23 protein-coding genes are annotated in these 14,997 nt (G+C 41.6%); 1 reads left to right on the top strand and 22 read right to left on the bottom strand.

Annotated features, from left to right (window positions below):
- Nucleotides 1-116: 116 nt before the first annotated feature.
- From rrtA to F993_RS00460, 5 genes are all read right to left on the bottom strand, one after another.
- Nucleotides 117-686, bottom strand: a complete 570-nt coding sequence (gene rrtA, locus F993_RS00440) for a rhombosortase (protein WP_004657724.1) — start codon at nt 684-686, stop codon at nt 117-119.
- 76 nt (nt 687-762) lie between these two features.
- Nucleotides 763-1,902, bottom strand: coding sequence for a hypothetical protein (locus F993_RS00445; RefSeq protein WP_004657723.1), 1,140 nt, complete (start codon nt 1,900-1,902; stop codon nt 763-765).
- 359 nt (nt 1,903-2,261) lie between these two features.
- Entirely contained in the window at nt 2,262-2,468 is a 207-nt protein-coding gene (locus tag F993_RS00450) for a hypothetical protein (protein ID WP_004657716.1), read from the bottom strand.
- Nucleotides 2,469-2,675: 207 nt separating this feature from the next.
- Nucleotides 2,676-3,065, bottom strand: a complete 390-nt coding sequence (locus F993_RS00455) for a protein YgfX (protein ID WP_004657714.1) — start codon at nt 3,063-3,065, stop codon at nt 2,676-2,678.
- Entirely contained in the window at nt 3,058-3,315 is a 258-nt protein-coding gene (locus F993_RS00460; protein WP_004657712.1) for an FAD assembly factor SdhE, read from the bottom strand. The genes F993_RS00455 and F993_RS00460 overlap by 8 nt, the downstream gene beginning before the upstream one ends.
- A gap of 188 nt (nt 3,316-3,503) precedes the next feature.
- On the opposite strand from F993_RS00460, the gene F993_RS00465 reads away from it, so the two are divergent.
- On the top strand, nt 3,504-4,676 hold the full coding sequence (locus F993_RS00465) for an acyl-CoA dehydrogenase family protein (RefSeq protein ID WP_004657709.1): 1,173 nt from the start codon (nt 3,504-3,506) through the stop codon (nt 4,674-4,676).
- 44 nt (nt 4,677-4,720) lie between these two features.
- On the opposite strand, the gene F993_RS00470 is transcribed toward F993_RS00465, so the two are convergent.
- The 17 genes from F993_RS00470 to rpsN form a co-directional block, all read right to left on the bottom strand.
- On the bottom strand, nt 4,721-5,221 hold the full coding sequence (locus tag F993_RS00470; RefSeq protein ID WP_004657706.1) for a DUF2059 domain-containing protein: 501 nt from the start codon (nt 5,219-5,221) through the stop codon (nt 4,721-4,723).
- Nucleotides 5,222-5,345: 124 nt separating this feature from the next.
- On the bottom strand, nt 5,346-6,836 hold the full coding sequence (locus F993_RS00475; protein ID WP_004657704.1) for a flavin-containing monooxygenase: 1,491 nt from the start codon (nt 6,834-6,836) through the stop codon (nt 5,346-5,348).
- Nucleotides 6,837-7,166: 330 nt separating this feature from the next.
- The gene (locus tag F993_RS00480; protein WP_004657702.1) at nt 7,167-7,664 is read right to left on the bottom strand and encodes a GNAT family N-acetyltransferase; all 498 of its coding nucleotides are present in this window, start codon (nt 7,662-7,664) and stop codon (nt 7,167-7,169) included.
- A 159-nt stretch (nt 7,665-7,823) separates the two neighbouring features.
- Nucleotides 7,824-8,189, bottom strand: a complete 366-nt coding sequence (rplQ, locus tag F993_RS00485; protein ID WP_004641032.1) for a 50S ribosomal protein L17 — start codon at nt 8,187-8,189, stop codon at nt 7,824-7,826.
- Between the two features lie 18 nt (nt 8,190-8,207).
- On the bottom strand, nt 8,208-9,215 hold the full coding sequence (locus tag F993_RS00490) for a DNA-directed RNA polymerase subunit alpha (protein ID WP_004657700.1): 1,008 nt from the start codon (nt 9,213-9,215) through the stop codon (nt 8,208-8,210).
- A gap of 18 nt (nt 9,216-9,233) precedes the next feature.
- Nucleotides 9,234-9,860 (bottom strand): 30S ribosomal protein S4, encoded by a 627-nt coding sequence (gene rpsD / locus F993_RS00495; protein ID WP_004657698.1) that lies wholly within the window; start codon nt 9,858-9,860, stop codon nt 9,234-9,236.
- A 12-nt stretch (nt 9,861-9,872) separates the two neighbouring features.
- On the bottom strand, nt 9,873-10,259 hold the full coding sequence (rpsK, locus tag F993_RS00500) for a 30S ribosomal protein S11 (protein WP_004281491.1): 387 nt from the start codon (nt 10,257-10,259) through the stop codon (nt 9,873-9,875).
- A 19-nt stretch (nt 10,260-10,278) separates the two neighbouring features.
- Entirely contained in the window at nt 10,279-10,635 is a 357-nt protein-coding gene (rpsM, locus tag F993_RS00505) for a 30S ribosomal protein S13 (RefSeq protein ID WP_004657696.1), read from the bottom strand.
- Between the two features lie 107 nt (nt 10,636-10,742).
- A complete protein-coding gene (gene rpmJ / locus F993_RS20300) occupies nt 10,743-10,859 on the bottom strand; it encodes a 50S ribosomal protein L36 (protein ID WP_000867907.1) in 117 nt (38 codons plus the stop codon).
- Between the two features lie 21 nt (nt 10,860-10,880).
- A complete protein-coding gene (gene secY, locus F993_RS00510; protein ID WP_171066090.1) occupies nt 10,881-12,200 on the bottom strand; it encodes a preprotein translocase subunit SecY in 1,320 nt (439 codons plus the stop codon).
- Between the two features lie 45 nt (nt 12,201-12,245).
- Entirely contained in the window at nt 12,246-12,686 is a 441-nt protein-coding gene (gene rplO, locus F993_RS00515; protein ID WP_004657691.1) for a 50S ribosomal protein L15, read from the bottom strand.
- 3 nt (nt 12,687-12,689) lie between these two features.
- Nucleotides 12,690-12,866 (bottom strand): 50S ribosomal protein L30, encoded by a 177-nt coding sequence (gene rpmD / locus F993_RS00520; protein WP_003653652.1) that lies wholly within the window; start codon nt 12,864-12,866, stop codon nt 12,690-12,692.
- 6 nt (nt 12,867-12,872) lie between these two features.
- Nucleotides 12,873-13,370 carry a 30S ribosomal protein S5 gene (rpsE, locus tag F993_RS00525; protein WP_004657688.1) on the bottom strand — a complete coding sequence of 166 codons (498 nt, stop codon included), beginning with the start codon at nt 13,368-13,370 and terminating at the stop codon, nt 12,873-12,875.
- 2 nt (nt 13,371-13,372) lie between these two features.
- Entirely contained in the window at nt 13,373-13,723 is a 351-nt protein-coding gene (gene rplR / locus F993_RS00530) for a 50S ribosomal protein L18 (protein ID WP_004641044.1), read from the bottom strand.
- 14 nt (nt 13,724-13,737) lie between these two features.
- Nucleotides 13,738-14,271 (bottom strand): 50S ribosomal protein L6, encoded by a 534-nt coding sequence (gene rplF / locus F993_RS00535; RefSeq protein WP_004657685.1) that lies wholly within the window; start codon nt 14,269-14,271, stop codon nt 13,738-13,740.
- Nucleotides 14,272-14,284: 13 nt separating this feature from the next.
- Nucleotides 14,285-14,680 carry a 30S ribosomal protein S8 gene (gene rpsH, locus F993_RS00540; RefSeq protein ID WP_004657684.1) on the bottom strand — a complete coding sequence of 132 codons (396 nt, stop codon included), beginning with the start codon at nt 14,678-14,680 and terminating at the stop codon, nt 14,285-14,287.
- An 11-nt stretch (nt 14,681-14,691) separates the two neighbouring features.
- Nucleotides 14,692-14,997 carry a 30S ribosomal protein S14 gene (gene rpsN / locus F993_RS00545; RefSeq protein WP_004641050.1) on the bottom strand — a complete coding sequence of 102 codons (306 nt, stop codon included), beginning with the start codon at nt 14,995-14,997 and terminating at the stop codon, nt 14,692-14,694.

The raw sequence follows: 14,997 nt of genomic DNA, 5'->3' as shown, positions 1-14,997 counted from the left end.
GTCGAATCTTGCAATGTACATGGTTGATAGAGAATACAATTATCCTCGCTATAACCAATCCCTCTTTGTACCCATGGAATTATTGTTAAGCTTATTCATCAAATGATCATTATTTTTTAATTTTTTATCTTTCTTATTAATAAGTAACTCAAACCGCAGAGCAAACCACCGATAGCGCCAATCAAATGCGCCTCGGTCAATACTGGGCTTCCAATTAACTGGGCTGTTCCTGTTTGCCCAAAGGTATTTTCCCAAATCAGTTTTACCGCAATCAATGCTAAGACCAAGATTGCAAATTTTCGTTCGTTCTTATATTGCAAATACACGACGCCGACTGCGGTATAAAGACCATGCAAAACCCCAGATAGCCCAGCATAGGCATCAATATAAGGCAAATAAAAATAAAAAATAAAACTAATAAACGGGGGCAGAATTAAGAGTAATGCGCCTAAATGCCAATTACGCACATGCGGAAAAATAAAAGGCAAACAGGCAAAGGCCATCATATTCAGTAGAAAATGAATCCACCCCACATGCACCCAATGTGCGGTCCAGATACGCCAGAACTCAGTGAGTAAGATAGGCCGCCAATAAATAAAATGATCCGCAAACACCTGTAGACAAGCCGATATGGAAATACATATCGCGATCAAAATGATTTTCCTTATCCATATTTGATCTTTCATCTAGCATTTACCTCTTCAAAAAACAGACCTTTTACAAGTTTAGATGTTTCACCCGTAAAAGGTCGTTTAATTCAGGTTACTCAGCTGGTGTTTCTTGTGCTGGCGCAGTTTCTTCCTGTGCTGGGGCGGCTTGGTCTTGTGCTGGGGCAGCTTGATCCTGCGCAGGAGCTCCGTCACCACCGCCATCAAACAATGAGTCTAACTCTGCCGAGCTTTCTTGTTTGTCATCCCAGAATGTGGTTAAGCCTTCATCGCTCGCTCTAACACCGGTATTTTCAGTCCAATAACGATCTGCGATACCACGAACCATCAAACCGGCCATTTTATCAATCAATCTGAACTGTGGATTTGCAGGTTTATCTTCACCTGTTGCTGCAGCATATGAGCGGAAAGCATCACGGAGTTTGGCATCATCACCACTGGCTTGTGCAGCAACTGCATAGAGTGCATGTGCTAAACGAACACCCTTCTTCTCACCAATGGCCATAGATTGCTTCATGGTGGCATAAGGTTCAGGTTTACCGTCACCTGCGCCTGGTAATAAGGTCCAAATGACCGCGCGGGTTGCCATTGGCGCACCCCAGAATTTTTCATTGTCTAAACACGCCATACCACGTTCAACAATACCTGCAATATCTTTAGGTACATTGATCGCACCACCCGAGTTAATATCGTTGGTCATGGCTTGTAAACCACTCACCATACCAAGTAAATAAACGGTTTGGTCTAGATCATTACGCATGGTTGGGCATGAGTCGCCTAACTTATATTTGTATTTAGTTTCCCAACGATTGGCAAAAAGTTGATAGCCTGCATATTGACGCTCAGCTGCAATCCCTGCCCAACGTTTCTGTTCAATACGAGCATCTTGTGCTTCTGAAACCTGACCGGCTTTAGAGGCACGTAGATAACGTAATTCGGCTTCCAAGGCTTGGTTTTCAGCACAAACACCGGCAGCAGTATAAAGTAACACAGCCATACGGGTCGGATCAGCCCCCATATCTTTGGTGGACATCACAGCAGGGGTTAAAGCATTGCCTGAGTTACACACCATTTCAGCATCATCCATCGCCAAAATTGGTGGAACAATATGGTTTTCACCAAAACCAAGTGCCACATTGGCACCTGTTTTAATCACATATGAACATCCTGATAGCATCGATGTTGTCAATACAGCAACCGCCACACCTTGTCCAATTTTCTGGAGTTTAGACATACTTCCTGTCCCTCTAATAATTTGTTTTTTCCTTTTAGCTGTACATTATCAGATGCAAAACCTGAATTAAAGAGTAATTGCTCTAATTTTAACCTGGACATTTTGACACAAATCACAAAGGAATGAATTGACACTTGGGCGGGGTAACAGAAATTTCAGGCAAAAAAAAGTAGCATTGCGACGGTTCAGCACATGCTACTTATTAACTGGTAAAATCGTGAAACTCTTTATATTTTAGTTTTGTTGAAAATAATCCTTGAGTAATGTTCCAGCTCTTCCTACTACGATCGCCATAACGATTGCAATTACTAGAAACATCCACATTGAAATCTCCATAGAGACCTCCTACACTTGTGTATCTACTTTTGGTAGATACTAGATTGGCGTTCATCATCGATATTCACGGGAGAGTGATATATTGACGACACTTTCAATCTCTTTCTCTTGGTCACTGCAACTTGGGGTTGACGTGATTCAAGATATTCCCTGAGTAAAGTTCCTGCTCTTCCTACTACAATCGCAAAAATAATTGCGATCACCAGAAACGACCATGTTGGAATTTCCATTTAGGACCTCCACCACCCTTTACGTTGGTGTTTGTACTTTAACGAAAATAAATCTGACTTGATCGCCAGATTGTCTGACAATCATAATTTTCACGATTTTTTAGAGCATTTAATCTAACAATTTAAGAAAAATGATAACCAAAAAACATTAAAATATTGAAATTTATATTTTTATTAATTTTATACAGTTGTAGAATTGTCAAACAATCAGCTTAGTTTTGCATGTACTTTTAGCTTTTTCCATTGCGAATGTGACAATTGATCCCACCAAATAATGCAGGGTTTATGCTTTTTATGAGAAAAATAGAGGGCAATATAGAGCTGGTGATCCAATATTTTGACAATCTGTCTACGCTGAATTTTCAAGGTCGGATCAGAAAATTCGAATGAACAGTCTTGGTGATCTAAGTATTCAAAACGCCTAATTTGGGGTTGCCGCAAAAACGATAACCATGCGATGGTCATCATCGCAAAGCTCAGTAACCACCACCAAAATGTAACTAATGAATAAACTAAGCCCACAATAAAGAGAAACAACAAGAGTTGCAGTACAAGCGCAAAACGACTGTATTGCAACTCAAAAGCAGAATTAGCCATGCACATAATGTTTGAGTTTGAGAATAAACTCTTTTAACTCAATACGCGGTGGCTCACCCACTTCCATAAACCAATCCAATAAATCTGGGTCTTCTTGATCGACGAGCTCGGCAAATAAGGCTTTTTCAGCAGCATCAGCAGTTAAATAGTAGTTTTTAACGTACGGGTCGAAATACACATCGATTTCTTTTAAACCACGACGGGCACGATATACAACCTTACGCTCTTCCAGTGTCATTTCATCAGACATCATTGGTTCCATACTGGCTAACAATTTGATTGCTAGTGTACCCGATCCCCCTCTAAGTTCGCAGCGTTTTTTCTCAAGTGACCAAATACATCAAGCAAATTGAGCATTGATCACATTGTTCACTATTTTCAATTTCTTGTATGGTGATCAAGATGATTTAAATTCAATACACTAGGGAAAAATAACAAATGCAATCAGGTGCTATTCGTCCAGTTCCAAACATGCTGCCACGCAAACTGTTTACTTCAGACCACGAAGCATTCCGCGAAACCGTGCGTAAATTCTATGAAAAAGAAGTGGTTCCGAATATTGAAAAATATGAGAAACAACAGCATGTTGATCGTGACTTATGGAATAAAGCCGGTGAACTTGGCTTACTGTGTACCACCATGCCAGAGCAATACGGTGGTTCCGGCGTGGACCGTCTTTACAGTATGATTCTGATCGAAGAGCAAGCTTATGCCATGGATTCAAGCACGGGTTTCTCTCTGCATTCAGACATCGTTGCCAATTACATCAATAACTTTGGTAATGAAGCACAGAAACAACAGTGGTTACCGAAAATGGCCACAGGCGAAGCAGTCACTGCGATTGCCATGACTGAACCAGGTACAGGTTCTGACTTACAAGCTGTTCGTACTACTGCGGTACTGGATGGCGATGAATATGTCATTAATGGTTCAAAAATCTTCATTACCAATGGTTATCTCTGCGATATGGCCATTGTGGTGTGTAAGACAGGTAACAATGAAAAAGGTTCAGCCAATTTATCCTTACTGATTGTCGAAGCAGATCGTGCAGGTTTTAGCAAAGGTAAACCACTGAACAAAATTGGGATGAAAGGCCAAGATACCTGCGAATTGTTCTTTGATAATGTCCGTGTCCCGAAAGAAAACCTATTAGGCATGGAAGGTATGGGCTTTATCATGCTGATGAAAGAATTGGCGTGGGAGCGCATGTTAGTGGCAATTATCTGCCAAGCAGGCGCAGAAGCGGCCTTTGCTCATACTGTACAATACACCAAAGATCGTAAAGCCTTTGGCAAAGCCATTAGTACCTTCCAGAATACCCGCTTTAAGTTGGCAGAATTACGTACTGAGATTGATTTTTGCCGCACCTATCTCGATCGTTGTATGGAACTCCAACTCGAAGAAAGTTTAGGTGTGGATGCCGCAGCCGCAGCCAAATACAAGATTTCAGACATGTTCTCAAAAGTGGTTGATGATTGCCTACAATTGCATGGTGGTTATGGTTATATGTTGGAATATCCAATTGCACGTGCTTATATCGATAACCGTGCCAATCGTATCTATGCGGGCACCAATGAAATCATGAAAGAACTGATTTCACGTACGCTCTAATCTCTCCAACCATAAAAAAGATCGTGCAGAATGCACGATCTTTTTTATTTCTGCTCTTTCTTTTCAACTGCTGGAACAGGCTGTGGATTCATCCTTGCCATCAGTTGCTTAACAGTTGGATGATCAATATGTTGTTGCATGGTGGTATTCAACGCGGTACGGGCATTTTGCGTAGTGAAATGTGCGACTTCACTGCCCACATCACTGGCTTTCTTTGCCCATGCCTTGCCTTCGGCAGATTGATAGAAGTTCAACGCCGCCTGTAATTCTTTTTCACTAAAGCTCTCCGCATAGCGCTGCACAATAAATTGCTTACGCTGTTCACTATTCAAATTCTTGCTTAAATCAGTATAAAAGCTTTCAGGCAGATCTTTGGGCAAACGCATACGTATTTGTTCTAAAATCATCTTATCGGTGTTTTGCAAACCTTGCTCTGTCCCATCAACAGATACCAGTTTTTGTGCAATGATTTGTTTTTGTTTGACCTCATCAGCAAAGGCCAATGTAGTGAAAAATAACGTCCCCAAGATGAGTAATTGTTTCATCGAATTATCCCTAATCTAAATTTTCTAATCTGCTCAATATACGCGATATTCATCTGATTAAAACCTAGCACAGATAAAAAAACCCTATGTATCAACATAGGGTTTAAATCATTTCAAGAGATAATTACGATACCAATTTTGGCTTACGATTCACTTGCTCACCACGTTTATGGAAGTGTAAAACCTCATCACTGAATGATGCATCTTTCAATTCTTTACGGTCTGCAAGATAGTTATTGGTAATTTTCCACGGTGCTTTTTTACCTTGTTTCGGCATCACATTGGCCGCACGTGCGATATAACCTGAAGACATTTTGCCCATAATGGTATCGTGTTCGCGTAATGCTGGATCAGCATGTGCAATCACTTCATCATAGCCATTTTTGTCCATGTGATTAAGCAAACGACAGATATAATCCGCTGCAATATCAACCTTTAAGGTCCAAGACGCGTTGATATAACCAATGATCATCGCCATATTCGGTACATCACTGACCATCACACCTTGATACAGCATGTGCTGAGAAGTATCCATTGGCTTACCATCAATCGTGCCTTTTACACCACCCAAGATTTGGATTTCCAAACCTGTCGCTGAAATTACGATGTCTGCTTCAAGGTGTTTACCTGATTTCAATTGAATGCCATTCGCTGTGAATTTTTCAATTTGATCAGTTTCAACATTGGCATGACCTTCACGTAATGCCTTGAATAAATCGCCATCTGGCACGACACACAGACGTTGATCCCAAGGATTATAGCTCGGCGTAAAGTGTTTCATATCCACTTTACCTTTTAGCTGTAACTCAATGCCTTTCAACAATAAGCGACGCACTGTTTTTGGATATTTCTGTGCCAATGCATAGATACCACGTTGCATACCGATGTTACGTGCACGGGTAAATTTATATGCGGTTTCTTCAGACATAAATTTACGGGTTTTTTCATAAATAAAGTCAATTGAGGGAATTGTCGCAATATAAGAAGGAGAACGCTGTAACATGGTTACATGCCCTGCACCGCCTTTCACCATTGAAGGAACCAGTGTAATTGCAGTGGCACCACTCCCAATAATCACCACTTTCTTGCCTGTGTAATCTAAGTTCTCTGGCCAATGTTGTGGATGGATCAATTGACCTTTAAAGTCTTCTTGCTTTGGAAATTTCGGTGCATAACCTTGGTCATAGTTATAGTAACCGGTACAACCCATCACAAAGTTTGCTGACCAAGTTTGCTTTTTCTTGTTACTGTCTTCGATTTCAACAGCCCATTTTTTCTTTGCCGAATCGTAGTTTGCAGAAAGAACACGATGACCAAAATGAATTTTATCTTTTAACTGATTTTCACTGATGACATCGCTCAAATAACCTTTGATCTCAGCACCACTGGCCAATACTTTGTCTTTTGCCCATGGTTTAAAATTAAAACCAAAGGTTGACATATCTGAGTCAGAACGAATACCAGGGTAACGGAATAAATCCCATGTTCCGCCAAAACTATCACGACGTTCTAAGATTTCAAATTTACGTTGTGGACAGTTCTTAGAGAGATGCACAGCTAACCCAATCCCAGAGATACCTGCGCCAATAATTAATACATCAACTTGCTTTTCCATTTTTTTTATACCCTGTATAAACCATGACTTTATTAAAGCACAAATTTGACAATACGCAATGTCAAGTTTGGTCATTCATCGGTTTTTTCATATCACTTCGGGACATCTTTAAGAAATTGAAGGCTAAAAAAACCTGAGATTTTTGCTTGGATTTATTTTGTCAGGGGGCTATTCAAACGATAAGTCACCTATCGTCATGAAATACTTAAAGAGATACCCCATTCAGAATCAAGTATGAAAATATTTAAGCAATAGCTCTATTACTTGAAAATATCCCTGTAAACAGCTTCACGGAATAACTTGATATCAGACAGAAGATAGACATGTGTTTTAGGGTAAAAAAAGTTTCATCAAAATCTCATCCGTATATTCTGCGTTATTTTTTAATGCTTTTGACTCTACCCCATAAGTTTGAAAGCCAAACTTTTTATAAAGCTTAATTGCTGGCTGATTATCATCAGCGACAATAAGTAAAATTTGTTCTAGATATTGTTTACTATGTTCAATAACAGTTGTAAGCAATCTATTTGCAATTCCTAGCCCTTGAAATTCAGGTTCGATAAATACGCTTGATAAATAAGCCTTATGAGAAAGCTTTGTTGCCGTCTCTCGGGTTAAAGTCGCTAAACCAATAATTCTGTCTTTGTGATAAACACCAAAGATCGTAGAACTAGATAAGCAACGCTCAAAAAAACTTAATGGATTCACTACTTCTATACTATAAGTAGAACCAAACATTTCCGGGGCTTTTGCTAATGCTGAAAGTCTGATTGCTCTAAAATCATTCAGCACGTTAACACCAAGAATTTTAATCTCAATATTTAACATATTTGTCTATTTAAATTTTTATAATCGAGCGATCTAATAATTTAGCAGAATACTCAATCTAAAATTATGTGCAAAAGTAATTAAAAATAAACAATAAAAAAAGACCGGTTATTACACCGGTCTTTTTTGGAACAACTGACTGTTCTACACGTAGAAGTATTATTTTACTTCACGGTCAACGAGTTCAACGTAAGCCATCGGTGCAGCATCACCTGCACGGAAGCCCGCTTTAAGAACACGAAGATAGCCGCCGTTACGTTCTTTGTAACGAGGGCCAAGAACGGTAAATAATTTACCAACAGTTGCTGCAGAACGAGTACGAGCAAACGCTAAACGACGGTTTGCTACTGTATCGTTTTTAGCTAAAGTGATTAAAGGCTCAGCAACGCGGCGAAGTTCTTTCGCTTTAGGTAAAGTTGTTTTAATTAACTCGTGCTCAACTAAAGCATTCGTTAAATTTTGGAACAACGCCTTACGATGGCTGCTTGTACGGCCTAATTTCACACCACTATTACGATGACGCATGGTGATAGTCCTACTTAATTAACGGCTACGATAGGCAAAACGGTCATCCATACGGAGACTAGCTGGTGGCCAGTTCTCTAAACGCATGCCGAGTTGTAAACCTTTCGATGCCAAAACATCTTTGATCTCTGTTAACGATTTTTTACCTAAGTTAGGAGTTTTTAACAACTCAACTTCAGTACGTTGAACAAGATCACCAATGTAGTAAATATTTTCTGCCTTCAAACAGTTAGCAGAACGAACAGTAAGCTCGAGATCATCTACTGGACGAAGCAAGATCGGGTCAACTTCTTCGCGAGGTTCTTGAGCAACTGGAGTTTGATCTTTCTGAAGATCAACAAAAATTGCAATTTGTTGTTGCAAGATTGTTGCCGCTTTGCGGATTGCTTCTTCTGGATCAACAGTTCCGTTAGTCTCAAGATCGATCACTAACTTATCAAGATCGGTACGTTGTTCAACACGAGCATTTTCTACTGTGTATGAAACACGCTTGATTGGGCTATAAGAAGCATCTAACTGTAAACGACCTACAGGACGTGTTTCGCCTTCAGGGAAACGTGAGTCAGATGTTTCATAACCACGACCTTGAGCAACTTTCAGGCGCATTTTTAATGAACCTGTAGAACTCAAAGTACCGATTAAATGATCAGGGTTAACCACTTCAACATTATGAGGTAAACGAAGGTCAGCTGCAGTTACGTCACCCGCTCCTTGTTTCTCTAATGTCAAATATGCTTCATTTTGATCGAACAGCTTAATAGACAATCCTTTTAGGTTCAGCAAGAGCTCGACGATGTCCTGCTGCAAGCCTTCTAAAGTACTGTACTCGTGCTCGACACCTTCTATTTCTACTTCAACCACAGCAGCGCCAGGTAAAGAAGACAATAGAATGCGACGTAAAGCATTACCTAGAGTATGACCAAAGCCACGCTCTAAAGGTTCCAGAATCACTTTTGCCGAGGTCCCGCTCACCGCTTCGACCTTGATCGCTTGCGGAGTTAGAAACTCGTTTGCAGTACGCGTCATTTATTGCTACCTCAAGGATTATTTAGAATACAATTCTACAATCAAGCTTTCGTTGATTTCAGCAGGTAAATCAGAACGATCTGGTGCAGCTTTAAACGTACCTTCTAACTTAGAATGGTCAATTTCCATCCAAGCAGGGATACCACGTTGAGCAGCTAATTCAATTGCGTTTTTAATACGTAATTGTTGTTTAGCGCCTTCGTGTACTGCAATTACATCACCAGCTTTAACTTGGATAGATGCAATGTTAACACGACGACCGTTCAAAGTGATGCTACGGTGAGATACTAACTGACGAGCTTCTGCACGTGTAGAACCAAAACCCATGCGATAAACAACGTTATCAAGACGGCTTTCAAGCAATTTCAACAAGTTTTCACCTGTTGCGCCTTTCACACGAGCAGCTTCTTTGTAGTAGTTACTAAATTGACGCTCTAACACACCGTACATACGACGTACTTTTTGTTTTTCACGTAATTGTAGTGAGTACTCTGATTGTTTGCTACCACGAGCTCCGCCATGTTGGCCAGGAGCTTTAGCATGTTTTTTAGTCTTAACGTCAAACGGTTTAACGCCAGATTTTAATTGCAGGTCTGTCCCTTCGCGGCGAGAGAGTTTGCATTTTGGACCAATATAACGAGCCATGAATGTTTCTCCTTACACGCGACGTTTTTTAGGTGGACGGCAACCGTTGTGCGGAATTGGAGTCACATCGGTAATGCTGTTAATTTTATAACCCACTGCACCTAATGCACGAACCGCAGATTCACGACCAGGACCAGGACCTTTTACAAGGACGTCCAAGTTTTTCAAACCGTAGTCTAAAGCAGCTTTACCAGCAACTTCAGCAGCTACCTGAGCAGCAAACGGTGTTGATTTACGTGATCCACGGAAGCCTTGTCCACCTGAGGTAGCCCAAGCCAATGCATTACCTTGACGATCGGTAATCGTAACAATGGTGTTATTAAAAGAAGCGTGAATGTGTGCGACACCTTCAGAGACGGTACGAGTGACCTTCTTGCGTGCGCGAGTATCTTTAGCCATCTTTTAGCTTCCAGAAATCTTATTTCTTAATCGGTTTGCGCGGACCTTTACGGGTACGTGCGTTAGTTTTGGTGCGTTGTCCGCGAACAGGCAAGCTGCGACGATGACGAAGACCGCGGTAGCAGCCTAAATCCATTAAACGTTTAATGTTCATGGAAATTTCGCGACGTAAATCACCTTCGGTCGGAACCTTAGCAACTTCTGCACGAATCGCATCAAGCTGAGCATCATCTAATTCACGGATTTTAGTAGTTTCAGTGATACCTACAGCAGCCAAGATGTTCTTAGCAGTGTGGCGACCTACACCAAAAATATACGTGAGAGAGATAACAGCATGCTTGTTATCCGGAATGTTTACACCGGCAATACGAGCCATTCAATTTTCTCCAAAAAGGCAGTCAAGATAATCAACCGCCCCACAAAAATCTTGAGGGGCGGATAATAACCTAATTAGCCTACTGAAATCAACAGGTCTTAATTAAATTAACCTTGACGCTGCTTATGACGAGGTTCTGCGCTACAAATTACGCGAATTACCCCATTACGACGGATAACTTTACAGCTACCACAAATTTTCTTTACAGAAGCTTGTACTTTCATGATGAAACCTTCTAAGTGCGCTTATCCCTTAGGATGAGCAGTCGTTTTTCTCATTAACGTTTGATTATCATATTGATGCGAAGTAAGGTGCGCTTGGAGTTGCGCCATAAAGTCCATTACGACTACCACTACAATCAGTAAAGATGTTCCACCCAAATGGAATGGAATACCAAACGAACTTTGTAGCACCATTGGCATTAAACATACCACGGTAATGTAGATTGCACCGATGAAGGTCAAACGGTTAAGGATATGATCTAAATAACGAGCCGTTTGCTCACCTGGACGGATACCAGGCACATATGCCCCGCTACGCTTTAAATTCTCTGATACTTCTTTCGGGCTAAATACAAGCGCCGTATAGAAATAACAGAAGAAGATAATTAACGCGCCAAAGAGCATTAGATACAACGGCTGTCCAGGCGATAACACCAATGCCAGATCTTGTAGGCTACGCTTCACAATCCCTGCATTTGGATCAGCACTTCCTAACCATTGTCCCAAGCTCGCTGGAAATAATAACAATGAGCTTGCAAAAATTGCTGGAATCACACCTGCCATGTTAATTTTTAACGGCAAATGTGTTTGCTGTGCAGTAAATACACGACGACCTTGTTGTTTTTGTGCGTAGTTCACTGGAATACGACGTTGTGCTTTTTCAATAAACACGATCGCAGCTAAAACGGCTAATGAGAGTAAACCGAATACAGCTAAACCAATTAAACTACCCTGACCATTCTGTACAGACGTAAACGACTGAATCACAAGATTTGGCAAACCTGCCACGATTCCTGCGAAAATGATCATCGAGATACCATTACCAACACCACGTTCGGTAATTTGCTCGCCCAACCACATCAAGAACATCGTTCCTGCAACTAACGAAGTCAGTGCTGGAACGTAGAATGCCAAGCCTGACGTTAAGGTAATACCTTGACTAATCAAACCAGCACACATCCCGATACCTTGCACGAGTGCAAGAAATAAGGTGCCATAACGTGTATATTGATTGATCTTACGTTTGCCTTGCTCGCCTTCTTTTTTCAAAGCTTCTAGCGAAGGAATTACAGTCGACATCAACTGCACGATAATCGATGCAGAAATGTACGGCATAATTCCCAATGCCAGAATCGACATGCGTTCTAACGCACCACCAGAGAACATGTTAAATAAACCTAAGAAGGTACCTTCATTAGCTTTAAAAAACTGTGCTAGCGCTACGTTATCAATCCCCGGCAACGGAATATGCGCTCCTAGTCGAAAGACCAATAACGCGCCAATCAAGAACATTAATCGACGAATAATTTCACGGTATTTCACATGAAATGGTTGGCCTTTCATCATGTTGACATGACCTGAAGAACTAGGAGTCATAGACACTCGAGATTACTCCTCGACTTTACCGCCAGCAGCTTCAACAGCAGCTTTAGCGCCTTTAGTCAACACAACACCTTTAACAGTGAATGCGCGAGTGATTTCACCAGAAAGAACGATGCGAGCACGAATTTGGTCACGACGAACAACATTCGCAGCTTTTAAAGTTTCAAGGCTAACAACATCACCTTCAACTTTATTGAGCTCAGACAAACGTACTTCAGCAGTTTTCAAAGCGATTTGGCTAGTGAAACCGAATTTAGGTAAACGACGATATAACGCAGTTTGACCGCCTTCAAAGCCCGGACGAGTACCACCACTTTTACGTGAGTTTTGACCTTTGATACCACGACCACCAGTCTTACCAACGCCAGAACCGATACCACGGCCTAGACGACGGTGTTCACGCTTAGCACCTTCTGCAGGTGCAAGTTCATTTAAACGCAGAGTCATGGCTTATTCCTCTACACTAACCATATAGTAAACTTTGTTGACCATACCACGGTTAGAAGGCGTATCTTGCACTTCTACAGTATGACCAATACGACGCAGACCTAAACCTTGAAGGCAAAGTTTGTGATTTTTCAAACGATGCGATGAAGACTTAGTCTGGGTAACTTTAATCGTTTTCATGATTGATTACCCTTGAATTTGTTCTACTGAAAGACCACGTTTCGCAGCGACTTTCTCAGGAGAAGTCATATCACGCAAACCTTTGAAAGTTGCGTTTACTACGTTAGCAGCATTTGTAGAACCATAACATTTAGCAAGTACGTTATGTACACCTGCAGCCTCAAGAACAGCACGCATAGCGCCACCAGCAATTACGCCAGTACCTTCTGAAGCAGGTTGCATGTATACACGGCTTGCGCCATGACGAGCATTCACAGGGTGTTGTAAAGTAGTACCCGCAAGGTCTACAGTGATCATGTTACGACGAGCAGCTTCAAGTGCTTTAGAAATAGCAGCTGGAACTTCACGTGCTTTACCACGACCAAAACCTACACGACCATTACCATCGCCCACAACAGTTAATGCTGTGAAAGAGAAGATACGACCACCTTTAACAACCTTGGCTACACGATCAACGGCAACCAGCTTTTCAACGAGACCTTCGTTTTGTTCAACTTTCGCCATGATTAGAACTCCAAGCCGCCTTCACGAGCAGCATCAGCCAAGGCTTTGATACGACCATGATATTTAAAACCAGAACGGTCAAATGCAACTTTGGTAACACCAGCTGCTTTAGCACGTTCTGCGATCAAAGCACCAACTTTCGTAGCCGCTTCCACGTTACCAGTAGTACCACTACGCAAAGATGCATCTAAAGTTGAAGCTTGCGCTAAAACTTTGCCACCATCTGCTGAAATAACTTGCGCATAGATGTGACGCGGAGTGCGGTTTACACACAAACGAGTCGCACCCAATGCACGAATGTGCAAGCGTGTGCTTTTCGCACGACGCAAACGGGTTTGTTTCTTTTCGTTCATAAGAACCTCGCGCCTTATTTCTTCTTAGCTTCTTTACGAAGAATAACTTCATCCGAATAACGAACACCTTTACCTTTATATGGTTCAGGAGCACGGTATGCACGGATTTCCGCTGCCACTTGACCTAACAACTGCTTGTTTGCTGATTTCAAAATGATTTCAGTCGCAGTTGGAGTTTCCGCTGTTACACCTTCAGGTAAAGCGTAGTCAATTGGGTGTGAGTAACCAAGGTTAAGGTTTACAGAAGTACCCTTAACCGCAGCTTTATAACCAACACCAACAAGCTGTAACTTACGTTCGAAGCCTTCGCTAACACCTTTTACAAGGTTGTTCAATACAGCGCGAGCAGTACCAGCTTGCATCCAAGCGTCTTTCGACTCTTTAGCTGGAGCAAGTTGAAGTTTACCTTCTTCCTGTTTTAGCTCGACCAGCGCATGCAGGTTGAAAGACAATGTACCTTTGCTGCCTTTCACTTCGACCTGCCGGCCGTTCTGAGTAACTGTTACACCATTAGGTACAGTTACTGGGGCTTTAGCCACACGAGACATGAGGAATCACCTATTAAGAAACAAAAGCAATAACTTCACCACCGACGCCCGCAGCACGTGCAGCGCGATCAGTCATGATGCCTTTGCTTGTAGAAACAATTGCAATACCTAAACCTTGCTTAACGCTAGGAATTTTATCTTTACCGCGATATTGACGTAGACCTGGACGGCTTACGCGTTTAACGGTTTCGATAACAGGCTTGCCTTCGAAATATTTTAAAGTAATTGTCAGAGTAGCTTTTGTCTCTTCTTGAGCAACTGCTACGTCTGAAATATAACCTTCTTGTTGAAGTACGTTTGCAATTGCAACTTTCAACTTAGAAGAAGGCATAGAAACAGTTTGTTTCTTCGCCATTTGTGCGTTACGAACACGTGTTAACATGTCGGCAACGGTATCTTGCATACTCATTTAGTCGCTCCTTACCAGCTTGCCTTAACAACGCCTGGTACATCACCCTGCATTACTGTGTCACGTAATTTGTTACGGCTTAAACCGAACTTACGGAAGTAACCATGAGGACGACCAGTTAAACCACAACGGTTACGAAGACGTACTGGAGATGCGTTACGTGGCAATGCCTGTAACTTTAATGTCGCTTCGAAACGTTCTTCGTCACTTGCATTTACATTTGCAATCGTTGCTTTTAATTCAGCACGTTTTGCAGCGTATTTAGCAACTGTCTTTTCGCGTTTCAATTCGCGATTAATCATACCTTTCTTAGCCAT

This window comes from Acinetobacter proteolyticus (assembly GCF_000367945.1).
Taxonomy (GTDB): Bacteria; Pseudomonadota; Gammaproteobacteria; order Pseudomonadales; family Moraxellaceae; genus Acinetobacter; species Acinetobacter proteolyticus.
The sequence above is the reverse complement of the archived record's forward strand: the minus strand, read 5'-3'. Positions and strand labels throughout refer to the sequence as shown.